Origin of the sequence: uncultured Vibrio sp., assembly GCF_947488985.1 — a bacterium.
Lineage (GTDB): Bacteria > Pseudomonadota > Gammaproteobacteria > Enterobacterales > Vibrionaceae > Vibrio.
This window is the reverse complement of record NZ_CANLBV010000004.1, coordinates 21457-44398: the sequence shown is the minus strand read 5'-3', so window position 1 is coordinate 44398 and position 22942 is coordinate 21457. Positions and strand designations below refer to the sequence as shown.

The 22942-nt window shown below is 45.8% G+C and carries 15 protein-coding genes and 2 pseudogenes; 9 read left to right on the top strand and 8 right to left on the bottom strand.

Annotated elements, in window-relative coordinates:
• The first annotated feature begins 53 nt into the window (after positions 1-53).
• Together Q1A70_RS01625 and gabT are read left to right on the top strand one after the other, a co-directional pair.
• Complete coding sequence (locus Q1A70_RS01625; protein ID WP_299686353.1) at positions 54-1481, top strand: NAD-dependent succinate-semialdehyde dehydrogenase; 1428 nt, start codon at positions 54-56, stop codon at positions 1479-1481.
• 15 nt (positions 1482-1496) lie between these two features.
• A complete protein-coding gene (gabT, locus tag Q1A70_RS01620; protein ID WP_299686355.1) occupies positions 1497-2768 on the top strand; it encodes a 4-aminobutyrate--2-oxoglutarate transaminase in 1272 nt (423 codons plus the stop codon).
• 500 nt (positions 2769-3268) lie between these two features.
• On the opposite strand, the gene Q1A70_RS01615 is transcribed toward gabT, so the two are convergent.
• Both Q1A70_RS01615 and uraH read right to left on the bottom strand, forming a co-directional pair.
• The gene (locus tag Q1A70_RS01615; protein WP_299686357.1) at positions 3269-4630 is read right to left on the bottom strand and encodes an 8-oxoguanine deaminase; all 1362 of its coding nucleotides are present in this window, start codon (positions 4628-4630) and stop codon (positions 3269-3271) included.
• A gap of 194 nt (positions 4631-4824) precedes the next feature.
• A complete protein-coding gene (gene uraH / locus Q1A70_RS01610; protein ID WP_299686358.1) occupies positions 4825-5178 on the bottom strand; it encodes a hydroxyisourate hydrolase in 354 nt (117 codons plus the stop codon).
• Between the two features lie 408 nt (positions 5179-5586).
• On the opposite strand from uraH, the gene puuE reads away from it, so the two are divergent.
• The 5 genes from puuE (at position 5587) to Q1A70_RS01585 (ending at position 10090) form a co-directional block, all read left to right on the top strand.
• Positions 5587-6534 carry an allantoinase PuuE gene (puuE, locus tag Q1A70_RS01605; protein ID WP_299686359.1) on the top strand — a complete coding sequence of 316 codons (948 nt, stop codon included), beginning with the start codon at positions 5587-5589 and terminating at the stop codon, positions 6532-6534.
• 16 nt (positions 6535-6550) lie between these two features.
• Positions 6551-7066 carry a 2-oxo-4-hydroxy-4-carboxy-5-ureidoimidazoline decarboxylase gene (uraD, locus tag Q1A70_RS01600; protein ID WP_061033009.1) on the top strand — a complete coding sequence of 172 codons (516 nt, stop codon included), beginning with the start codon at positions 6551-6553 and terminating at the stop codon, positions 7064-7066.
• Between the two features lie 123 nt (positions 7067-7189).
• On the top strand, positions 7190-8176 hold the full coding sequence (alc, locus tag Q1A70_RS01595; RefSeq protein WP_299686360.1) for an allantoicase: 987 nt from the start codon (positions 7190-7192) through the stop codon (positions 8174-8176).
• Between the two features lie 14 nt (positions 8177-8190).
• Entirely contained in the window at positions 8191-8748 is a 558-nt protein-coding gene (locus Q1A70_RS01590; RefSeq protein ID WP_299686361.1) for an ureidoglycolate lyase, read from the top strand.
• 40 nt (positions 8749-8788) lie between these two features.
• Positions 8789-10090, top strand: coding sequence for a urate hydroxylase PuuD (locus tag Q1A70_RS01585; RefSeq protein WP_299686362.1), 1302 nt, complete (start codon positions 8789-8791; stop codon positions 10088-10090).
• A gap of 229 nt (positions 10091-10319) precedes the next feature.
• On the opposite strand, the gene Q1A70_RS01580 is transcribed toward Q1A70_RS01585, so the two are convergent.
• The 3 genes and pseudogenes from Q1A70_RS01580 to xylB all read right to left on the bottom strand — a co-directional run bounded on the left by Q1A70_RS01580 (position 10320) and on the right by xylB (position 13561).
• Positions 10320-10976: a M15 family metallopeptidase gene (locus tag Q1A70_RS01580; protein WP_299686363.1), complete on the bottom strand. Its 657-nt coding sequence runs from the start codon at positions 10974-10976 to the stop codon at positions 10320-10322.
• 177 nt (positions 10977-11153) lie between these two features.
• Positions 11154-11798 (bottom strand): annotated as a pseudogene (locus tag Q1A70_RS01575) (AEC family transporter); the annotation flags it as partial.
• 311 nt (positions 11799-12109) lie between these two features.
• Positions 12110-13561 carry a xylulokinase gene (gene xylB / locus Q1A70_RS01570; protein WP_299686364.1) on the bottom strand — a complete coding sequence of 484 codons (1452 nt, stop codon included), beginning with the start codon at positions 13559-13561 and terminating at the stop codon, positions 12110-12112.
• A 204-nt stretch (positions 13562-13765) separates the two neighbouring features.
• Here xylB and Q1A70_RS01565 point away from each other — a divergent pair, with 204 nt between their 5' ends.
• Positions 13766-14959 carry a DNA-binding transcriptional regulator gene (locus Q1A70_RS01565; RefSeq protein WP_299686365.1) on the top strand — a complete coding sequence of 398 codons (1194 nt, stop codon included), beginning with the start codon at positions 13766-13768 and terminating at the stop codon, positions 14957-14959.
• 71 nt (positions 14960-15030) lie between these two features.
• Positions 15031-16077: a glycoside hydrolase family 43 protein gene (locus Q1A70_RS01560; protein WP_299686366.1), complete on the top strand. Its 1047-nt coding sequence runs from the start codon at positions 15031-15033 to the stop codon at positions 16075-16077.
• 186 nt (positions 16078-16263) lie between these two features.
• On the opposite strand, the gene pflB is transcribed toward Q1A70_RS01560, so the two are convergent.
• From pflB to Q1A70_RS01545, 3 genes and pseudogenes are all read right to left on the bottom strand, one after another.
• A complete protein-coding gene (gene pflB / locus Q1A70_RS01555) occupies positions 16264-18561 on the bottom strand; it encodes a formate C-acetyltransferase (protein WP_299686367.1) in 2298 nt (765 codons plus the stop codon).
• 292 nt (positions 18562-18853) lie between these two features.
• Positions 18854-21079, bottom strand: a pseudogene (locus Q1A70_RS01550) (endo-1,4-beta-xylanase).
• Between the two features lie 111 nt (positions 21080-21190).
• A complete protein-coding gene (locus Q1A70_RS01545) occupies positions 21191-22813 on the bottom strand; it encodes a glycoside hydrolase family 43 protein (RefSeq protein ID WP_299686368.1) in 1623 nt (540 codons plus the stop codon).
• Between the last annotated feature and the right edge of the window lie 129 nt (positions 22814-22942).

The window sequence follows — 22942 nt, the reverse complement described above, 5'->3', positions numbered from 1 at the left end:
TGGTAGGGTAACTATCAGTAGACGCCAAGGTAAAGCTGTCAAAAGGAATCACCATGCAACAAATTACAAATCAATCATTGCTGTCGTTTATGGTGCTAAATCAAGACCAAGGTATTGCTGTAAGTAACCCCGCGACGGGTGAAATACTTGGTTATGCACCAGTGTCATCTGAACATGACATTTTAGATGGTGTCTCGCGTGCAAGCGTAGCGCAAAAAGAGTGGGCTTTGCTGCCAGCCAAAACCCGTTCTGGTTTGCTACAAAAATGGTATCAGTTGTTACTTGAAAACAAGGAAGATCTAGGTCGCCTGATGACGTTAGAGCAAGGCAAACCATGGGCAGAAGCACAAGGTGAAGTGTTGTACGGCGCAAGCTTTATCGAGTGGTTTGCTGAAGAAGCGAAGCGTACCTATGGTGAGACAATCCCAGCGCCAAGTAGCGACAAACGCCTTGTTACGATTAAACAACCTATTGGAGTAGCTTGTGCGATTACTCCGTGGAATTTTCCAATTGCAATGATAACTCGTAAGGCAGGTCCAGCACTTGCAGCCGGCTGTAGTTTTATTGTGAAGCCGTCTGAATCCACACCGTTATCTGCTTTTGCTGTAGCTGAGCTAGCATATCAAGCGGGCATTCCTCGTGATGTACTGCAAGTGGTATTGGGAGCGAATTCTCGTCAAGTTGGCGGTATTTTTACCTCACATCCTCTGATTCGTAAGCTCTCTTTCACGGGCTCTACGCAAGTTGGAAGAGTGCTGATGCAGCAAAGTGCAAACGACATCAAGCGAACGTCAATGGAGCTTGGTGGAAATGCACCATTTATCGTATTTGATGATGCAGATATTGATGCGGCTGTGCTTGGTGCAATGGCATCTAAGTTTCGTAATGCCGGTCAAACCTGCGTCTGCGCTAACCGTTTTTATGTACATAACAAGGTGTACGATAAGTTTGTTGAAAAATTCGATGCAGCAGTGCAGCAGCTTAAAGTAGGCAATGGTCTAGAAGAGGGTGTAAATGTTGGTCCGGTAATAAGCGAATCAGCAAAACAAGGTATTCAGTCCCTCATTGACGGTGCAATCGAACAGGGCGCGAAACCAGTTACTGAGCCGAAAACTCTTGATGGTCTATTCATGCAACCTGTCGTTCTCAAAAACGTTACGCATGATATGGATATTGTCTCGCAAGAGATCTTTGGCCCAGTCGCTCCGGTGATCAGATTTGATGATGACCAACAGCTTATCGAAATGGCTAATGACACTATCTATGGCTTAGCGTCTTACTTCTATAGCCAAAATATTCACCGTGTATGGAAGATAGCAGAAGCGTTGGAATACGGCATGGTAGGAATTAACGAAGGTATGATCTCTACCGAGGTAGCTCCTTTCGGTGGAGTTAAGCAGTCCGGTATCGGACGTGAAGGGGCAAAACAAGGTATCGATGAATACATGGATATTAAATATCTCTGCTTTGGCGGCAATTAATCAAAGGACATGACAATGACAAATCAACAACTACACCAAAGAAGAAGCCAAGTCATCGCTCAAGGTATGGGCGCACTGTATCCACTGTATGTTGAGAAAGCAGAGAACGCCCATGTATGGGATGTCGATGGCAACAAGTACATTGATTTTGCAGCAGGCATTGCGGTAACCAATACGGGACATGCCAATCAGCGTATCAATGAGGCGGTTAAGGCTCAGATCGATAACTTCTCCCATACCTGTGCCATGGTGACGCCGTACGCCTCTTTTGTTGAACTGGCAGAAAAGCTCACGCAGCTGGCTCCCGGTGACAGCGATAAAAAAGCGATTTTCCTGACAACAGGAGCTGAAGCGGTTGAGAATGCTGTGAAAGTAGCGAGAGTTCATACTGGCCGCAGTGGTGTGATTGCTTTTAAAGGTGGCTTCCACGGCCGCACTAATATGACCATGGGGCTAACGGGTAAAGTGGCTCCTTATAAGGCAGGCTTTGGCCCGTTCCCCAATGAAATATTCCACGCACCATACCCAAATGCGTTTCACGGTGTTAGCACAGAGCAAAGCCTACAAGCGTTAGATGACTTGTTCGCCTGCGACATAGAACCATCTCGCGTGGCCGCAATTATCTTCGAACCAGTGCAGGGAGAAGGCGGCTTCTATCAAGCGCCAGCTGATTTTGCGCAAGGCTTGCGTGCGTTGTGTGATAAGCACGGCATTATGTTGATAGCGGATGAGATCCAAACGGGCTTTGCGCGCACGGGTAAAATGTTTGCAACTGAATATCTGGGTATTGAACCCGACATGATCACAATGGCAAAAGGTATTGCGGGTGGTTTCCCTATCTCTGCGGTAGTGGGAAAAGCCGGTGTTATGGATTCGGCATTGCCAGGTGGCTTAGGTGGTACTTACGCTGGCTCTCCGTTGGGTTGTGTGGCTGGTTTAGAAGTCCTAAAAATTATCGAAGAAGAGCAATTGTGTGCTAAAGCAATGGGCATTGGTGAGGTTGTGAATGCTCGTATGAGCAAGCTACAGGAATCGGTTCCAGCTATTGGTGAAATACGTACCACTGGAGCGATGATGGCAATTGAATTTACGGATCCAGAATCAGGCAAACCATTGCAGGACTTAACCAAAGCGGTGATAGCGAAAGCACAAGAGAATGGTCTTATTCTGCTTTCGTGTGGTGTAAAAGCCAACGTGATCCGCTTGTTGCCACCGTTGACCATTGAGTCTGAAGTATTAAGTGAAGGTCTGGATAAGCTAGAGGCCATCATCCTCGATATCATTTAAAACTCATCAAGGACTGTAAATTGGTAAAGAAAAAGTTTAAAGGTCTAGCGTTTACGCTAGGCCTTTAAACTAATTGGGAGTGGGGGGCGAAACATGATGCCCCTATTTAGTAATAGAGGAGCTTCACTTTGATGAATGTCAGAAGCTAATGCTTGAAACGTGTAATCTGCTCAGAAAGCTGTCGGCCGACATCATGTCGGCCTTCTTTGTTTTTCCAGTTAAGATAGAGTGTATCTAGGGCGTGTTGATCTTTCGTGGTTAAATTTCGTTCGAGATAAAAGCGTTTTAATCGCGGCGAGGGGGAAGTAGCCTAGTCACTCTAAGCAAATCTCCCTCAACAAAGAGTAAAACGCTTTTAGCCGAACCCTTCGGGCAGCGTTTGCTGGTCATTTCTACTACGTTATCGGCTTCTCATGTAGGCTAGCTACACATCGACGCCACTGCCTTGTATAAATACCCAGCAACTCGCTGCAAAAATCAGCTCGAAAGATCAACACGCCCTAATTATTCATCGCTAATTTACCAAGTTTCATTGCAGCAGCGTGGTGGCGGTGCATCAGTTGTTCCATGTCTACGCCAATCACGGCACCATCGTTAACTCGCCATTTTCCGGCTACCATCACTTTATCCGCTTGTTGAGCACCACAAAGTAGTAATGCTGCCAGTGGATCGTGGCTACCAGAGAAACGAATGTCGTCGAGTTTGAACATCGCGATGTCGGCTTGTTTGCCGACCTCTAGCGTACCAATGTCGGTTCTGCCCATTGCGCGTGCAGAGCCTGATGTCGCCCAGCGCAGTGCATCGAAGTGTGAAACATTGGCAGAGCCATATTGCAGACGTTGTAGATACATCGCCATACGCACTTCGGCAATCATGTTCGAACCGTCGTTTGAGGCCGAACCATCGACACCCAGCCCGACTTTTACGCCAGCGGCTTCAAGATCGTTGTTCTTACAAATACCGGAAGCCAACATCATGTTGGAGGTTGGGCAGTGGCTGATGCCTATCCTGGCTTTACCCAAACGCTTGATCTCTTCTGGATTAAAGTGAATACCATGAGCAAGCCAAGTGCGTTCGTTGAGCCAGCCTACATCTTCTAGGTAGTCGACAGGGCGTAGGCCAAACTTCTCGATACAGAAGTCCTCTTCATCGAGCGTTTCGCATAGGTGAGTGTGCATCATTACGTTTTCACGCTCACTGATCTTGGCGGTCTCTTTCATCAGGTCTGTAGTGACCGAGAACGGCGAACAAGGCGCGAGTGCAATTTGAATCATCGCCCCTTCATCACGCTGGTGGTAATCACGAATCAAGCGTTCACTGTCATCAATGATGGTTTGTTCGGTTTGAATGGTGTGTCTTGGAGGTAGCCCCCCTTCATCTTCCCCTAAGCTCATTGAGCCACGCGTAAATATCGCTCTCACGCCTAGCTTCTCTGCCGCTTCGACTTGTAAATCAATAGCGTGCTCAAGCCCGTTTGGCAACAAATAATGATGGTCTGACGCTGTGGTACAGCCGGACATCATCAGCTCAACCAGCGCCAACTCTGTAGCGAGGCTCATCATCTCAGAATCGAGGTTAGCCCAAACCGGGTAGAGGCTTTGTAGCCAATGGAAGAGCTCTTTATTGAGTGCGCCGGGGTAGGCACGCGTTAGGGTTTGATAGAAGTGGTGGTGCGCATTGATAAGCCCAGGAGTCACAACATGACGGGAGGCGTCGACGCTGTAATCTACGGGTAAGGTCGGCTCTTTGTGTTTGCCAACCAGCTCAATGATTGTATTACCTTTAATGACAATGCCGCCTCCTGCATCAGCGAGTGATCCAGTGTAGATTGCGAGAGGATTCTTAATCCAGATGGTTTCCATTCATAGTAGTCCTTAGCCATCTCAGCCTTTTCAGGGAAGAGGGTCTTTATTTGGTATTTGTTGTTGAAAGATACATTCGAATCAAGGGTGTTAAAACGTTCAATGTTCTCACCATTCCCTAATTCAGTGGAAATTGGTTTACGTTAGCGAGGGGGCCCGTTTTCTTTCTTTGTTCTCAAAGCTTGCTCTCGGGACTAACTGCCCCGATAGGTCGAGAAGCTGTAAGGCGAGACGAGTAGGGGAACGTGATAGTGTGCGTCTGAGTCGTCTAAACCAAAACGAATCACCACATCATCGAGGAAGGGTATCCCATCAAGCTCTACGCCTTTGCTTTGGTAGTAATCCGCGACGTAGAACACCAATTGATATTTTCCCGGTTGGAAATCACTGCCAGCCAAAATCGGTGCATCGGTTCGACCGTCTGAGTTGGTGGTCACGGTTGTCAGCTTTTCAACCGAGTCATCGGTGACCTTAAAGAGCTCGACTTTGATCTCTGCGCCGGGTAAGCCGTGTGTGGTGTCTAATACGTGTGTTGTTAATCTTCCCATAGTCCTTTAATCGCGCTGTTGGCGCTCCTTTGTTGCGTGGTTTATCTGTGCCATTCAACCCTATATAGCTGCAACGGGTCAGTTTGTTAATACTAACTATGTACGAACTGTATACAATTAGTAAAGTCAATTGTTGGGTAAATGTTGAATTTATAGTGGCTTTATCTTGCCTTTAATGAGCTGATTATTGTTATTTATCGTCTGGTTAAATAATTAAGGTATTGTTTTTATGGGGTAAATTTGTATTAAATCAACTTAATCAACAAAATCTTTACATTAAGATAAATAATTGTATACAATAAAAGCACAAGGGCGAGGTTGCTATATTTTGGGTAAACCCATTGGCTGACTCATTTGATGAACCAGTGAAAAGCAGCTAAGCCAACCACTTATGTTAGGAGTACTTGGATGGATAAGGATTATTCAAGAAATTTGATCGGTTATGGCGCTAACCCGCCCAACCCTCAATGGCCAGGTAATGCGCGCGTCGCGGTGTCTTTTGTCTTGAACTATGAAGAGGGTGGTGAGCGTTGTGTGCTGCATGGCGACGAAGAGTCAGAAGCTTTTTTGTCAGAGATCCCCTCCGCGCAGCCGATCAAAGGCGAGCGTCACATCAGCATGGAATCCATCTATGAGTATGGTAGCCGAGCGGGTGTATGGCGTGTACTTCGCTTGTTCGATGAATATGACATTCCACTGACCGTCTTTGCTGTCGCAATGGCTATTGAGCGTCACCCAGACGTGGCTAAAGCCATGGTCGAGGCAGGGCATGAGATCTGTAGCCACGGCTATCGCTGGATTGACTATCAATACATGGATGAGTTACAAGAGCGCGATCATATGACCAAAGCGATCGAGATCATCCAACAGGTGACGGGTCAACGTCCGCAAGGTTGGTACACAGGTCGCACAGGGCCGAACACGCGCCGTTTAGTAGCAGAAGAGGGCGGCTTTCTTTACGATTCAGATGCCTATGACGATGACCTGCCTTATTGGCACACTGAAACCGGTCATCCACAGCTAGTGATCCCTTACACACTTGATGTGAACGATATGCGTTTTTCAACGGCGCAAGGCTTCAACTCTGGTGAGCAATTCTTCCAGTATTTAAAAGACACTTTTGACACCCTTTATATGGAAGGTGAAACTGCACCGAAAATGATGTCGGTTGGACTGCATTGTCGTCTTATTGGTCGTCCCGGTCGGATTGCTGCATTGAGACGCTTCTTAGATTACGTCAAACAGCACGACAGTGTGTGGTTATGTCGTCGAATCGATATCGCCAACCATTGGCATCAGCACCATCCTTATCAAGCAAATAACGCTCATCATCACCATTATGAACAGCAACAGTGAAGCAAGGAGGCTTAACGTGACTGAATTTCGATCTTGCCAACCAACCACCATGGACCGTGACACTTTTGTCGCGCACTTTGCTGATGTTTACGAACACAGCCCATGGGTTGCTGAAGCGGTGTATGACCAAGGTTTGAATGCTGAAGATGATCATATCGAGAATCTTCATCTAAAAATGGCATCAACCTTGTTAAATGCCGACCAAGGCAAACAGTTGGCTTTGATCAACGCTCACCCGGATTTAGCTGGTCGAGCAGCAGTAAACGGCGAGCTCACAGAGTCGTCGACCAAAGAACAAGCGGGGGCGGGTATTGACCAATGCAGCGCCGAAGAATTTGAAAAATTCACTTCTTACAACAACAGCTACAAAAGTCGCTTCAATTTCCCTTTTATCATGGCGGTGAAGGGAGCCAATCGTTACCAAATTCTTGAGTCGTTCGAGATGCGATTAGGAAATGATAGTGAAACTGAGTTTGCTACGGCGATTCAAGAGATCAACAAGATCGCGATGTTTCGTCTCTGGGATATGTAAGTTAACGGAGTTAACAGCTATCTCAGCCCAGTCTTAGTGCGCTAAGAGCACGCTTTATAAGCGAATAAGCCACTAAGTTCTCATTTTATTATTACTTGATTAATTGGATAGGATTACACGGACATGACCCATAAATTTGAACAGTACATAAACCTTGCAGACGAAAAACTTGGCGCAGAAGCTATCTTCGCAACCGACGATTTTTTCGCCGATAAAAGCCGTCTACTCAGCCACGCCGCACCAGAGTGGAAAGACGACGTATACGACGATAACGGCAAGTGGATGGACGGTTGGGAAAGTCGACGCAAACGCAGCGAAGGTTATGACTACTGTGTCGTTCGCCTTGGCCTAGCTGGCACCATTGCTGGCGTTGATATTGATACCTCATTCTTCACCGGTAACTTCCCACCTTCGGCATCCATTGACGCGTGTTATTCACCACAAGGTGAGCCAACTGATTCAACAGAGTGGCAAGAAATTCTGCCTTCAATGGCTCTGCAAGGTGACTATCATCATCTTGAAGATATTGAAAGCGACCAAGTCTTTACGCACCTACGTTTGAACATCTACCCAGATGGTGGTGTCGCACGCTTGCGTGTTTATGGCCGACCAAGCGTGGATTGGGACGCAATAGATTCTCAGCAACAAGTCGACCTAGCGGCCGTTGAACACGGTGGCCGAGCACTCGCATGTAGCGATGAGCACTACGGTAACAAAGCCAACATCTTAGGCCCAGGTCGCGGTGAAAACATGGGTGATGGTTGGGAAACAGCACGTCGTCGTACACCGGGTAATGACTGGGTTATTGTGGCACTAGGCCATCCAGGTAACATTGAACGCATCGTCGTTGATACGGCTCACTTCAAAGGTAACTACCCAGACAGCTGCTCAATTCAAGCGGCTTACGTGAAGGGTGGTACCGACGACCAAGTGGAAACACAAAGCCTATTTTGGCGTGAACTGTTACCTGCACAAAAGCTGCAAGCCAACGAAATTCACGAATTCATTTCTGAGGTTAACGACCTTGGTGCGATTACCCACGTACGTGCAAACATCTTCCCAGATGGTGGTATCAGCCGTTTGCGTCTGTTTGGTACCAAAGCGAAATAGCTGAGGAAATGAGTATGAGTAATGGAATGCGCCGTTTAGCCATCGAACCGTTAACCAAGCAGGCTTTTGCTGAGTTTGGCGATGTTATCGAGTCCGATAATAGTGATTTTTTCATGATCAACAGTGGATCAACACGTCGCTACCACAAGCTAGCGACAACGGATGTGCAAGACCAAGACGGAGAAGCGATCATCAGCATCTTCCAGGCCACACCGCTGTGCTACCCACTGACCATCAAAATGTTAGAGCGTCATCTACTTGGCTCTCAGGCATTCATTCCATTACTTGGTCAACCCTATTTAATTGTTGTTGCACCAAAAGGTGATAACCCAACGTTAGCCAATAGCCGAGCTTTCTTGAGCAACGGCCGTCAAGGAGTGAACTATCACAAAGGGGTGTGGCATCACCCAGTTCTCGCGCTTACTGATCAAGACCAGTTCTTGATCGTCGATAGAGGCGGTGAAGGGCACAACTGTGATGAAGTGTATTTCGATAGCGATCTCGTGGCATTGCATTTGGACGATCTACCGACTGACAACAATAAGGAACAACAACGCTTAGCGGATGGTTAACTACAGATACAGCTAAAGCATTGTGATACAGGAGTTTATTATGGATCCGCATATTACAGAGTGGTTGAATTTAGCAATTCGCTGGATTCACATGATTGTAGGTGTTTCGTGGATAGGCGCATCATTTTACTTTGTTTGGTTAGAGAATAACCTCAATCGAGTCAATCCTAAAACCGGCCTTTCAGGCGACTTATGGGCAATTCACGGCGGTGGTATTTATCACCTAGAGAAGTACAAACTCGCGCCACCAGAAATGCCAGAGCATCTGCACTGGTTCAAATGGGAAGCTTACTTCACGTGGATCACCGGTGTGTGTCTGCTGGGCGTGGTTTACTACCTTAACGCTGAGATTTACCTGATTGCACCGGGCTCTGGCCTTGATTCAAGCACAGCCATCGCGATTGGTATTGGTTCATTCATCGCTGGTTGGTTTATCTATGATTTGCTGTGTGATTCGCCACTGGGTAAAACCCCCGTGCTGCTTGGTGTGGTGCTGTTTGTGCTGCTCGTTGCTGCGACCTATGGCCTAACCCAAGTGTTCAGTGGTCGCGGTGCTTACATCCACGTCGGTGCGATCATTGGTACCATCATGGTCGGTAACGTGTTTCGTGTGATCATGCCAGCGCAGCGTAACTTGGTGAAAGCGATTGAAGAGAAGCGCGAACCGGATCCGGCATTGCCAGCGAAGGGCTTACTGCGTTCTCGTCACAACAACTACATGACACTGCCGGTGCTGTTCATCATGATCAGTAATCATTTCCCAAGCACTTATGGCTCGGAGTACAACTGGTTGATCCTTGCTGGGCTTTCGATTTTCAGCATTTTGGTGCGTCACTACTTCAACACCCGTCACGGCAGTCAGAAGTTTGCATGGGCAGTTCCTGTGGCGGCATTGGGGATGATCACGCTCGCGTTTGTCACGTCACCGTACGCGAAAAAGCAGATGCCCCCCGTTGTACAAGCGCCAGTGGTTCAAGAAGTGCAAATCAGCGTGACTGAATTGGTGACAGAAGAGCGTGCTGCAAACGATGCCGCTTCAATGACGACTACCACCCCAGCACACGCAATGCAATCGGCAGGCGTTAGCTTTGAAGCAATTAACCAAGTCATTCAAGAGCGTTGTTCAGTGTGTCACTCTGCGACGCCTAGCCACGCTGCTTTTGCTGTCGCGCCAGGCGGAGTGATACTGGATACTCCAGAAGAGATCAAAGCCAACGTACCAAGGATTGTGGCGCAAACCGTCACAACCAAGGTGATGCCGCTCGGTAACTTAACTCAAATGACCGACGAAGAGCGTGCCCTCATCGGCACTTGGGTAGAGCAAGGCGCTACGCTTCAATAGTGTAACGATGCAATAGTATAAAGCTTTCACTTAAACTCATCTCACCTTATTTCCCCGGCTCATATCGCCGGGGTTTTTGATCTTGAAATAGGGGGGGGGGCATATTGTTATCTTCAAAATCAACGAAAATTTGCAGTCTCTGAATGAAACAAACTGAAGTTTAATTGTGTGTTGGAGCGACAGCTAACACTTTGGCGTTAGCTGTTGACTCGGTGACCAGCGGCAAAGGCTATAAATCGATAGCGGAATAGCTTGCGTGTGGCGCTTCAACCAAGCTAGCCCAGTATTTGTCGCCGTATGACCAATGCCACCATTCAAATGGGTAATTGATGAACCCGGCTTGCTCCATGCACTTGAATAGAATTTTTCTGTTTTCAACGACGTCGTCTGCAAGTGAATCACAAAATGAATAGCACCTTCCTGCTGAGCTAGCCGCATCTTCATCGTATTGACAGCCCAGATCAATTTCATTTCCTAGGCGATCAACCAAAGAGACGTCGACGGCTCCTCCTGTCGGGTGCCCAGCAACACTCGGTGGAGCGATATACTCGGCGGTGGTCTCATGAATCTGGTGAGAGTTCAGGCTCACATTTTTTTCAGAGCAGAACAGTTTAATCAATCGGCGGTTATAGATAAAGCGTTGAAAAGACTTTGGTCTGTATGTCTCTTTTACAGAGAGGTAGACCCCTTCCGGTAAGCTAAGTGACGCCTCACGGAGTCGTTTAACGACGCTTTCTCTTGCGATAAATTGGTTTGCATAACCGAGTTCAACATCATAATCGAGAATGATTTTTGTGCCGTTAGGGTCAATAGGCACCATGAGTTCTTGGCTCTCAATTACAGGCATGTTTTGTACTTGTTTATCTAATAAACTTATTTTTTTCAATGGTTAAGGCCTATCAAAAGTAATGCTTTAGCAACACATTCATATCGGTGGAAAACCATTATTGTTTTGAATATTCAAGATTGTGTCTTATCAATGTCAAATTTTAGATTTGGCTGAGTTCTCAGAGGCGATCTGCCACCACTCGCTAGATAAAGAGCGAGTGATATCGATAACCAACTAGCTAGACAAAGACAGTGCGAACGACAATAAGATAGGCAGCGTGATAATGCTTAAGAAGTTGCCGAACAACACCATAGACGCGACTTTCGGTGGCTCGACATTGAACCTTTCTGCAAACAGATAGTTCATCACGGCAGAGGGCAGCATGGTGAACAGCACCATCATTTGTAAATGCAGCATTGGCAGAGGAATAAAGAAGTCGATGATAGAAAAGGCGATAGCCCCAGTCAGCAGCGATTGCGCCGTACACCACAAGCCGACTTTTAACCCGCTCAACTTCAAGTTGACCATTTGTGATCCCAGTGACAAAAGCATGATCGGGACAGCAGCTTGCCCAAGCAGTAATGTGGCTTCGTAGATTGGATTCCACACCGCAATACCGGACAAATTCAGTGTCATTGCTAATAAAGCTGCCAAGAATATTGGCATCTTGAAGATCTGTTTGATTGGGTTACCGTCGCTTAATAACGCCAATCCCACACTGATATGAGCACACGCCGATACCACAAACAGCAGTACTGCTGGGGCCAAGACACTTTCGCCAAAGGTATACGTGAACAGGGGAATCGCAAGGTTGCCGCTATTGCGAAACATGTGTGGCGGAGCCCAAGCTTTGAAGTTGAGCTTAAAGATCTTACAGATGCAAAAACGGGAAACAGAATGCTGACGACCTGTTCGAACATAGAATTCCTTTCTAAGTATGTGTTGTTTTAAACGGACAATACAAGCGCAATGAGTTGCAAGCAAGCTCGTGGGTTTGCAAACCGCTTTCATCTCGAACAAAATTTAACCACGAAAGGTCAACACACTCTAGTCATGAGCTGAAACTAAATTAAATGTATTAGTGTGAAAATAGGTGAAAGAACATCGCCTAGAACTCAGGCGATGTTTAACTTTACAAAAAATAAGTTGTTAAGACGTATGCTTTCCAAGCGACTATGAAAAACGCTTAGTTAGAATAAATCCTGAAGCCGAGTATAAAGTGATTGAAATACTTTACGTTTAGCTCGGTAATAGGTGGCTTTTTCAATATTAGGTTCATGTCTTTGTACTAACCTAGGTACAGGACATACATCGTCTAAACTTGTATTTGGTTCAACACCTAAGATAGCTAGACGAGCCGCTCCCAATGCAGGGCCAACATCTCCACCTTCACGATAAACAAGTGGCATCTCTACAATATCAGCAAGCATTTGGCGCCAAAACTGGCTTCTAGCACCGCCGCCAATTAATGAGACTTCATCTGGTATGTTTTTGGTAACATGAAGGGCATCAAAACCATCGGCAAAGGCAAAGCCTACACCCTCGAGAACGGCTTGAGCTAATTCAAGTCTGGTGGTGGTATGACTCATGCCAAAAAAGACACCTTTGGCGTTTGGGTTGTTATGTGGTGTACGCTCTCCTGACAAATAAGGTAGAAATACAACACTTGAAGAGGTGTCTGCGTTGTTCTCTACCTCAGCCAACATAGTGCCAACATCATCAAAATCGGTAAGATCTGCAACCCATTGTAAGCAAGATGCGGCGCTTAAGATTACTGACATCGTATGACAAGTGCTTGGCAGAGCATGACAAAAACTGTGTAGAGCGGATTCAGGGTTTGATACAAAGTTTTCGCTTACTGCAAAGTAAACCCCTGATGTACCAAGGGATAACATTGCTTGGCCAGGGTTTATGATACCTACCCCAATAGCTCCTGCTGCATTGTCACCACCACCTGCAATCACTGGTACTTGTGCCATTCCCCACTGTTCAGCGATTTCTTTTGATAAGGTGCCTGTTATTTCGTTACCTTCAAATAATGTTGGCATGTGGCGACGAGCCAAACCAGTTGCGGCAAGTAGATCATCATTCCAATCACGTTTCTCGACATCCAGCCAAAGTGTACCTGCCGAGTCAGACATATCAGAGGCAAAATCTCCTGTCATTTTGAATCGCAAATAATCTTTGGGTAATAGCACTTTGTCTATTGCTGCAAATAGTTCAGGTTCATGGTTAGCGACCCATTTCAACTTCGGTGCTGTAAAGCCTGGCATCATAATATTGCCAGTTATCGAGCGGCTATTTGGTACCTCAGCTTCTAGTTGACGGCATTCTTCTTCACAGCGGCCATCATTCCATAAAATTGCGGGGCGAATGATGTCACCATCCGCATCAAGCAATGTAGCGCCATGCATTTGACCAGATAGACCGATAGCTTTGACTTGAGCTAGGTCGATTTGGCTCGAAAGACCAGAAATTGATTCGCATGTCGCTTTCCACCAATCCATAGGGTTTTGCTCTGACCAAAGCATATGAGGTCGTGACACCGTTAATTTTACCGTTTGAGAGGCAATAATGTCTCCAGCACGAGACATTGCGATAGACTTAACACCTGATGTACCTAAGTCGATACCAATATACATAATTTGTCCTCTTAAAAGCTCAGGCTTGTCCGCCTTGCTGAAAAATTGCTAACTGACAGGGAGTATTGATGTGTTGGTAGCTTCATACAATTATGTTATTTGGTAGTCAATTTCAGGGATTTCACGAACGTGTGCGAGATCACACCGAAAAGTTAGATCGACTGATAAACTCCGGCCCAAGTTCTGATAAGAGTCCCTGTTTATATGAACAAAAAATTTCGTATCAATTTATTATTTAACGCGAACAAAACTTATGATCGTCAAGTGATTGAAGGGATCGGGGAGTATTTGCAAGCCTCTCAATGTGATTGGGACATTTTCCTTGAAGATGACTTTACAACACACCTTGAAAATATCCACGCTTGGCAAGGTGATGGTATTATAGCCGACTTCGATAATCCTGAAATTTTAGAGTTGCTCGCCGATAGTACTATTCCAGTCGTTGGCGTTGGCGGTTCTTACCAAGATATGAATGATTATCCTGATGTGCCTTATGTAGCAACAGACAACGAAGCTTTGGTTGAACTAGCCTTCAAACATCTAAAAGATAAAGGGCTACAGAATTTTGCATTTTATGGGTTTGCTGATGTTGACAATAAAAGGTGGGCGACTGAGAGAGAACGAGCCTTTAGTAAAATAATAAAAAAAGAAGGATACTTTTGCTCTATATATCGAGGTAGCGATACTAGTCCCCATAATTGGCAATATGATATGAATCGACTAGCAGATTGGATCCAAATGCTTCCAACTCCAACTGGTATTATTGCAGCAACAGATTCTCGAGCGCGTCATCTTCTACAAGTTTGTGATCATCTTAATCTTATGGTGCCTGATAAAGTATCGATAATTGGTATTGATAACGAAGAACTGGCTAGATACTTAACTCGAGTTTCTCTTAGCTCTGTTGCCCAGGGTTGCAAAGAAATGGGATATCGAGCAGCTAAAATGTTACATAAACATATTAAAGTTAACTCAAATGAAAATGCGGCACCAAATAAAAAAAGGGTTTATGAACGGGTATTAGTCCCACCATCAAAAGTGTATCAGCGTCAGAGCTCAGATTATCAGGCATTGAAAGATACTTATGTCATTCAAGCTATGCATTTTATTCGTCAAAATGCATGCAAAGGAATTAAAGTTGAGCAAGTTTTAAGTTACGTTGGAATATCTAGGTCAAATATGGAGTCACGATTTAAAGAAGAACGTGGGCACTCAATCCATCAGGAAATTCATAACTCTAAATTAGAAAGGGCATGTGCTTTGCTTAAAACAACATCACTAACTATTTCTGATATAGCAGAGATTTGTGGTTATCCTTCTTTACAATATATGTATACAGTGTTTAAAAAGAATTTAAACAAAACACCAAAAGAGTTTCGGTGTGAACAAAAAGAATAAAAAATAACTAAATTAATTTTGGTTTCAGTTTGTTATTAATTCTATGTTTTTAAAAAATGGTTAAAATTAAGATGAATAATGTTATTAGAGAGAGTGATGTAGTTGTTGAAGGTAATGATTTAGCAATGAATAGTGGTATTGATTCAATTAAATCGATATCGTTACCACTCGTTACACATATGTATACCGCTGATCCATCAGCTCATGTATTTAATGATACGTTATATGTTTATCCATCTCACGATATTGAAACATCAAATGGGCAAACAGATGATGGTGAGCACTTTGCTATGAGTGATTATCATGTATTTTCTTTGGATCGCCCATTTGGAGAGGTTACCGATCACGGTAATGCTTTGGATGTTAAAGATGTTAAGTGGGCAGAAAAGCAGATGTGGGCTCCTGATGCAGCAGCTAAAGATGGCAAGTATTATTTGTACTTCCCAGCAAAAGCATATGATGGCATCTTCCGTATAGGTGTCGCGGTGAGTGATAAACCAGAGGGTCCATTCAAGCCAGAAGATAATTATATTCAAGGATCTTACAGCATTGACCCTGCGGTTTTCCAAGATGAAGACGATTATTACCTTTATGTTGGAGGTATTATGGGGGGGCAGCTTCAATGTTGGCGTGATGGTCAATTTGGTGAAGAAGTTTACCCTGATACTGATCAGCCTGCTTTGAAGCCTCTGATGGCAAAACTCGATAAATCCATGACAGGCCTTGAGCATGAGTTGATTGAAATTGATATTATTGATGAAAATGGTGAGTTATTAAAAGCTGGGGATGAAGAACGTCGTTACTTTGAAGGACCGTGGCTACATAAACATAATGGCTTATACTATTTTTCATATTCGACAGGGACAACACATAAAATTGCCTACGCAACCAGTGAATCTCCGTACGGTCCATTTACTTATCGAGGTGTCATTCTCAACCCTGTTATTGGTTGGACAACACACCATTCAGTAGTTCAATATCAAGGTAAGTGGTTCTTATTCTATCATGATAGTTCATTGTCTGGTGGTCAAACCCATCTGCGCTGCATCAAGATGATTGAGCTGGTGCATAATGCAGATGGCACTATTGAGACGATTCATCCTTATGGAGCGTTGTGATCTAAACCGATGTTGGATTGCATCATCACACTGTTTTTGACCACTTTTATTTCTAAGTTGTTATTGACATGGCAATTCCTCTGCTTACCAAAACAGCCAGTCAGAAAACTGACTGGCTGATCTGAATTATCGGCTCTCTCACTACCAAGGTTATGGGGTACTTAGAGCTTTTTGGCTCTTTGCTTGTTACATTCTTTCTGTGAACGTACGGCTGATCACATCTTGTTGCTGCTCACGAGTCAGTGAGTTAAAGCGTACTGCGTAACCCGATACTCGGATTGTCAACTGTGGGTATAGCTCTGGATTTTCAACTGCATCCAATAGCATCTCACGGTTAAGCACATTGACGTTGAGGTGTTGACCACCTTCAATGGTGCCTTTGCCCTCTTGCTCTTCATGATGGAAGTAACCATCCATCAGTGCAGCAAGGTTGGCTTTTTGGCTCAACTCTTCTTTGCCGAGTGCAGTTGGTACAATCGAGAAGGTGTATGAGATGCCATCTTTGGCATAAGCAAACGGCAGTTTCGCAACCGATGCCAGTGACGCCACTGCACCTTTCTCATCACGACCGTGCATTGGGTTAGCTCCTGGGCCAAATGGCATGCCAGCGCGACGACCATCAGGTGTATTACCCGTTTTTTTGCCGTACACGACGTTTGAAGTGATGGTTAAGATTGACTGGGTTGGCTCCGCCTCACGGTAGGTGTGTTTCTGCTGAATTTTCTTCATGAAACGCTCTACCAAGTCACAAGCGATCTCATCAACACGAGCATCGTTATTACCAAATTTTGGATAGTCACCGTCGATTTCAAAGTCGATGGCAATGCCTTCTTCGTTGCGCACTGGTTTCACTGTCGCGTATTTGATTGCCGCGAGTGAGTCTGCCACTACAGAAAGTCCTGCGATACCACATGCCATAGTGCGGTGAACGTCTCTGTCCATCAATGCCATGAGTGACGCTTCGTAGCTGTAGCGATCATGTGAGTAGTGGATCACGTTCAGCGCTGTCACGTATTGGGTTGCAAGCCACTCAAGCATCTCATCAAAGCGCGGCATTAAGCTATTAAAGTCAAGCACTTCACCATCTAAGCGACCAAAGTTAGGTGCCACTTGTGCCTGCGATTTCTCATCTACACCGCCGTTGATGGTGTAAAGCAACGCTTTGGCTAGGTTGGCACGTGCACCGAAGAACTGCATGTGTTTACCGACCACTTGTGGGCTCACACAACAAGCAATCGCGTAGTCATCGTTCTCAAAGTCAGGGCGCATCAGATCGTCGTTTTCGTATTGTACAGAAGATGTATCGATAGACACTTTTGCCGCATACTCTTTAAACGCTTGTGGCAGTTGCTCAGACCAAAGAATGGTCATGTTTGGCTCTGGCGCAGGCCCCATGGTGTGTAGGGTATGCAAGTAACGGAACGTGGTTTTCGATACTAAGGTACGACCATCCACACCCATACCCGCCATGGCCTCAGTTGCCCAGATTGGGTCACCAGAGAACAGTGAATCGTATTCTGGGGTACGTAGGAAGCGTACCATACGTAGCTTCATGATGAAGTGGTCAATCAGCTCTTGCGCTTGTTTCTCATCAATTAAGCCAAGCTCAAGGTCACGCTCAATGTACACATCAAGGAAAGTCGAAGTACGACCTAGTGACATCGCTGCGCCATTTTGTGATTTCACTGCGGCAAGGTAACCAAAGTAAGTAAATTGGATAGCCTCTTGCGCAGTGCGCGCTGGCAATGACATATCAATGCCGTATTTCAGACCCATTTTACGGATGTCTTCTAGAGCACGGATCTGGTCAGTCAACTCTTCACGCAAGCGGAAGGTTTTATCAAGATCTACGCCTTGCTCAAGCATCGGCTGAGTCGATTTAAGCTGCTCTTGCTTGTCGGCTTTTAGGAAGTCAATGCCGTAAAGGGCAATGCGGCGGTAGTCACCGATAATACGACCACGACCGTATGCATCTGGCAAGCCAGTGATGATGCCAGAGCGGCGACACGCTTTGATTTCGTCAGTGTAAAGATCGAACGTTGCTTGGTTGTGAGTTTTACGGTACTCAGAGAAAGTTTTTTCAATTTCTGGGTTAAGCTCGCGGCCGTAAACCTCGCATGAGGTTTTCACCATACGAATACCACCGTTAGCGATGATGCCACGTTTAAGTGGTTTTTCAGTTTGTAGGCCAACGATTTTTTCTAGGCCTTGGTCGATGTAACCCGCATCGTGAGAAGTAATGGTTGAAACCACATCGGTATCAAAATCAACCGGTGCATGCGTGCGGCTCTCTTGTTTAATGCCCTCAAGCACTTGCTGCCAAAGCTGAGAAGTTGACTCGCTCACGTCTGCAAGGAATGATTCATCGCCTTCATAGGGGGTATAGTTCTTCTGGATGAAATCACGCGTATTAACCGCAGTCTGCCACTCACCTGCTTGGAAGCCTTGCCATGCTTGTTGCATTTCAGATGTTAGATTGGCCATGTACCCACCTCATTATTATTGATAGTTTGCTGTTTTGTAAGCCAGTTTGTTCAACTGCTCTTTGATGCTGGCTATCATAACCATCACAAATAATGAGTAAAGTGCATTGTTTTTATATAATACATGCAATTTATGCATAAATAAATTATATACAATAAATACAACAAGTTAATGTAATTAATCGATATTGGATTATTGAAAAAATTTTCTTGGCGGTGTTGAAGACAAGGATATTGAATAAACCAGTGTCGCATCAACATACGACACTGGTTGTAAGGATGGGTTAAGTTGGTTACTTATCAATCACTAAACGAGTCAACTCTTCTCCAAGGTAGGCAATATTCGCACCGGGAGCTGGGTAGAGCTGATACTTACGTTGTGTACCATCATTACTCGCTAGGGCAATGTTCCAGCGGATAGGCTCAGAGATGGCCACTTGTGGATCTAATTCGATCGCAAAGAAAAGTCTTTCACCATCTTCACTCCAACTGGCACGATAACCATGTGAGTAAGCCGTCTTTTCAAAATCACTGCCAACGACCGTTCGTAACTGGGTCATGGTCTCGCCTTGCTGGAAGAAGATCTCGACATTGTCGTTCAAGTAGCTTTGCTCATTGTTTGTCACCGTCAATGGATCTTGACGTGATACCACACCATATAGCCAGCCTTGGTGATAGCCCGCCGTCCAGCTACCTGAGATATCATCTTCATTTGCAACAGTCATATCACGCTGATTGAGCTGATTGTATGCCAGAGAGTAGTGGTAGCTCTGCTGCCAAATCGGATCGTCAGCACCTTGCGGTTGTTGCTTGAGCTTTTCTGCGCTGAACATCGGTGGTGTCGCGACAGGCACTTCCGCCACCACGGCATTTTGCCCATTCATGAACAGCTCAGCAAATTGCTCACCTTGCCAGCCAATATTGCTGCCTGTGACCGGATACAACTGCGCATGCCTTCCCTCAGTGTCGCCATCATTGTCAGACAAGGCGATGTTGAAACCGAGTGTTTCACCGACTAAATCGGCTACGCCGTCAAACTCAATCACAAAATCCAGTTGCGTGTTGTCTGCATTCCACTTGGCGTGCAACTTGCCTGGGAAATCACTCGTTTCAAAATCTTGCCCGACAACCGTTCTGAGTTGCCAAAACTGCTCCCCTTGACGAACAAAGATCTCAACATTGTCATTTTCATAGGTGAGCTCGTGATCCGTAACGGAAATATTATCACTGCGGAGCACGCGTCCAATAAGCGCATTTTGATGATATCCGACTGCCCACTTAGCGTTAATCACCGCTTTCTCGGGTAGGCGCTGATCTCGATTTTGCAGTTGATTGTAGGCGAATGGATAAAAGACCACCTCGCCGGAATCAAAATGTTTTTCAGATAGCGGTTTGGCGTTAAAAGGTTGAATGTATCGACTCGACTGACTGAGATCAGTTACAGGCTGATACTTAAGCTCGCCTTGTGATGCTAACTCTAATACCTCGTGAACGGCATGATATGCGGGCTTAGGTTGATAACGCTCATCGAACATCAACGCTTGTCCATAGCCATTAAACCAGCTTGGGATCCAGGAATATTGATCGCTGATCCCCCACGTGGTGTACATATCTACCTCAGGGTAAGATGCCGCCAACTTCATCAATATCTCATAACGCTGAGCTTGGTCGATGAGCGCGCTTTCTCCTTCTCCATCGCGAACGCGGACATCAATTTCGGTAAAGTGCACTTCTAGACCCAGTTCAGATAGTCGTTCGATGTTACGTGCAATTGCACCATCTATTACCGGTTGTTCAGACACTAAATGAAGCTGTGTCCCAACACCATGAACTGGCACTCCCTTCTCTAGCAGCTTTTGCATGTGTCGATATACGGCGTTTGACTTGGCAGTCATCCCTTCGGTTGAGTAATCGTTGTAATGCAAGCGAGCATCGGGATCGGCCTCATGCGCAAAGCGGAATGCCATCTCGATGTAATCCTCACCCATCACTCGATACCACAAGGTATCGCGGAAACCACCATTGTCATCGAACGCTTCATTAACCACATCCCAATAGGCGACCCTACCTTTGTAATGACCCACTACGGTTTTAATGTGCTATTCCATCACTTGAGTAAGTTCTTCTTGAGTCCACTCTTTTTCCTCTAGCCATTGCGGGTTTTGGATATGCCAAATTAATGCATGTCCTTTTACCGTTATATCGTGCTGCTCGGCAAACTCCACTAGGCGATCGGGTTTGGAAAAATCAAACACTCCTTGCTCGGGCTGCACATATTGAAACTTCATCTCATTTTCTGGGGTAATTTGCGAAAATTCACGCGCTAGTGTGGTTCGAAATTGAGGGTTATCGAGGTGACGAGTCTCAAGCGCCGCGCCAACTTTCAAGTTCAGCGGTGCGGCGAGTTGTCTCAGTGGGACATGCGAGAGGTGCTGCCCTTCAGACTGCTGGGTAAATTGGCTATTCACATCGCTAGTGCCGCACCCTGCAAGGGCACTGGCGACAAGCACGGTGATCATTGATTTTTTCATAGTTATAGTTTCTCTGTTGTAGGGATATCCCCAAATAGCTCTCACTGAAATAAATTTCTCATGGATGTTTGGGGAGATTATTGGAATTAGAAATAAGACTTAGTCCAGCGCATTGACTTCTCGATAGCTGAAATAGTCAAAATCGGCATGGCTATTTAAACCACGGATATCACAGGTGAACAGCGCGGCAAAACTGCCGGTAAAACGGAAGATATCGGGTCCGCCTTCATCCGATAGCGGTGTACTGTTAAGCGCAGGACCTATCGTGTGCCACGCTTGTCCGCCTAAGGAGTAGCTAAATTGATACCACTGGCATCGCAGCTCTAAACGCAGATAAACCTCATTTTGACTGCCGAGCCTCACTGGCTGACCATACTCACGATATTCATCGTTAATATTGCCGACAACTTGGAGTAGGCGCTCACCCATATCATCAGTGGTCATTTTCAAAAAATAATGTCCTGTGCGAGAGTAATAGGCACACAGCCCAGCCATCTCAAACGGAGTTGACGGCTCAAACTCCATCCGCGTTTCGACATCGGCATAATGACTTTGGAAGCGGCGCGCAACTAGGCTGTTTTGATAACGTGAGCTCAGGTAATGACGCCCTTTAAGGCGCAAATACCCCGGTCTTTCGGACAAAGAGAGCCAAGACTCACTGACTGGCTCACGCAGGGTTTGAAAATTGACATTGAGATGCAGCGTTTCAAAATCGTCTTTGATTGGCTCTTGTGGCCATGGGCAGGCAGGTAGGTTGGGAGCTTCAACCTCAACCACTGGGGTTTTGCCACTACTCACATACGGCCAGTCTTGCTGCCAATGCACTTTTTGGATCGCGGTTTCACGCCCAAGAATAGAAAAACCATTGTCGTATTTAGGCATGAACTGGTAGCCCTCAGGGTTAGGAATGCGTCGCCCACAAAGGTGAGTTAAATACCACTCCTCCCCCTGGGTTTTGACTAAAAATCCGTGCCCAGCCCTTGACAGCTCAGCCTGCTCTTGGAATCGGCTGGTCAAGATCGGGTTATCTGGGTGCACCTCATACGGCCCCAAAATATTTTTTGAGCGACACACCGTCACCGCATGGTCGCGAGCGGTGCCCCCTTCCGCGGTGATCAAATAGTAATAGCCGTCCTTTTTCATCATCTGCGGCCCTTCGGTGCAGCCAAGCTCAGTTCCTTTGAAGATGGTTTGTGGCTCACTCACCAACTTACCTTGCTTGGGATCAAACTCTTGCATCACAATACCGGCAAAGAAGTTGGTATTGGCTCTGCCATCCCAGATCATGTTGAGCATGTATTTTTTGCCATCATCATCGTGAAACATCGATGGATCAAAACCGTAGTTACCAATCGCGACGGGCTCACTCCATGGGCCTAAGATATCTTCCGCTGTCACAACAAAACTTGGCGTTGCCATCCAGTTACCACCGCGGCAAGCGTGGACATTGGAAAAGCAAATCCAAAACTTGCCATCGTGGTAGCTCATTGCAGGGGCATAGACCCCTTCGGAGTTGTCCATGCCAGTCATATCTAATTGCGATTGACGAGTCAGGACATGGCCAATCAAACGCCAATGAATTAAGTCTTTCGAGTGATGGATTTGAATGCCCGGAAACCACTCAAAAGTCGAGGTGGCAATGTAATAATCGTCTCCAACGCGAACAATGGAAGGATCAGGATTGAAGCCCGGGATGATGGGATTAGTAATAGAAATTGTCATAGTTATAAATTCATTATTCTAATGTGGGATAAATGGCTTACTGGCAGCGATGTGAAACCCTGATTAATAGCGAGATTAAAATATGAAACAAAAAAGCCACAATCTGCTGCGGCTTTTGAACTTGATGTA

Bases quoted from the DNA above. Each gene is read 5' to 3' on its own strand.
- gabT (WP_299686355.1), top strand. From the start codon at position 1,497: ATGACAAATCAACAACTACACCAAAGAAGAAGCCAAGTCATCGCTCAA.
- xylB (WP_299686364.1), bottom strand. From the start codon at position 13,561: ATGTATATTGGTATCGACTTAGGTACATCAGGTGTTAAGTCTATCGCA.
- puuE (WP_299686359.1), top strand. From the start codon at position 5,587: ATGGATAAGGATTATTCAAGAAATTTGATCGGTTATGGCGCTAACCCG.
- Q1A70_RS01590 (WP_299686361.1), top strand. From the start codon at position 8,191: ATGAGTAATGGAATGCGCCGTTTAGCCATCGAACCGTTAACCAAGCAG.
- Q1A70_RS01560 (WP_299686366.1), top strand. From the start codon at position 15,031: ATGAATAATGTTATTAGAGAGAGTGATGTAGTTGTTGAAGGTAATGAT.
- Q1A70_RS01625 (WP_299686353.1), top strand. From the start codon at position 54: ATGCAACAAATTACAAATCAATCATTGCTGTCGTTTATGGTGCTAAAT.
- Q1A70_RS01615 (WP_299686357.1), bottom strand. From the start codon at position 4,630: ATGGAAACCATCTGGATTAAGAATCCTCTCGCAATCTACACTGGATCA.
- pflB (WP_299686367.1), bottom strand. From the start codon at position 18,561: ATGGCCAATCTAACATCTGAAATGCAACAAGCATGGCAAGGCTTCCAA.
- Q1A70_RS01565 (WP_299686365.1), top strand. From the start codon at position 13,766: ATGAACAAAAAATTTCGTATCAATTTATTATTTAACGCGAACAAAACT.
- Q1A70_RS01545 (WP_299686368.1), bottom strand. From the start codon at position 22,813: ATGACAATTTCTATTACTAATCCCATCATCCCGGGCTTCAATCCTGAT.
- Q1A70_RS01585 (WP_299686362.1), top strand. From the start codon at position 8,789: ATGGATCCGCATATTACAGAGTGGTTGAATTTAGCAATTCGCTGGATT.
- uraH (WP_299686358.1), bottom strand. From the start codon at position 5,178: ATGGGAAGATTAACAACACACGTATTAGACACCACACACGGCTTACCC.
- alc (WP_299686360.1), top strand. From the start codon at position 7,190: ATGACCCATAAATTTGAACAGTACATAAACCTTGCAGACGAAAAACTT.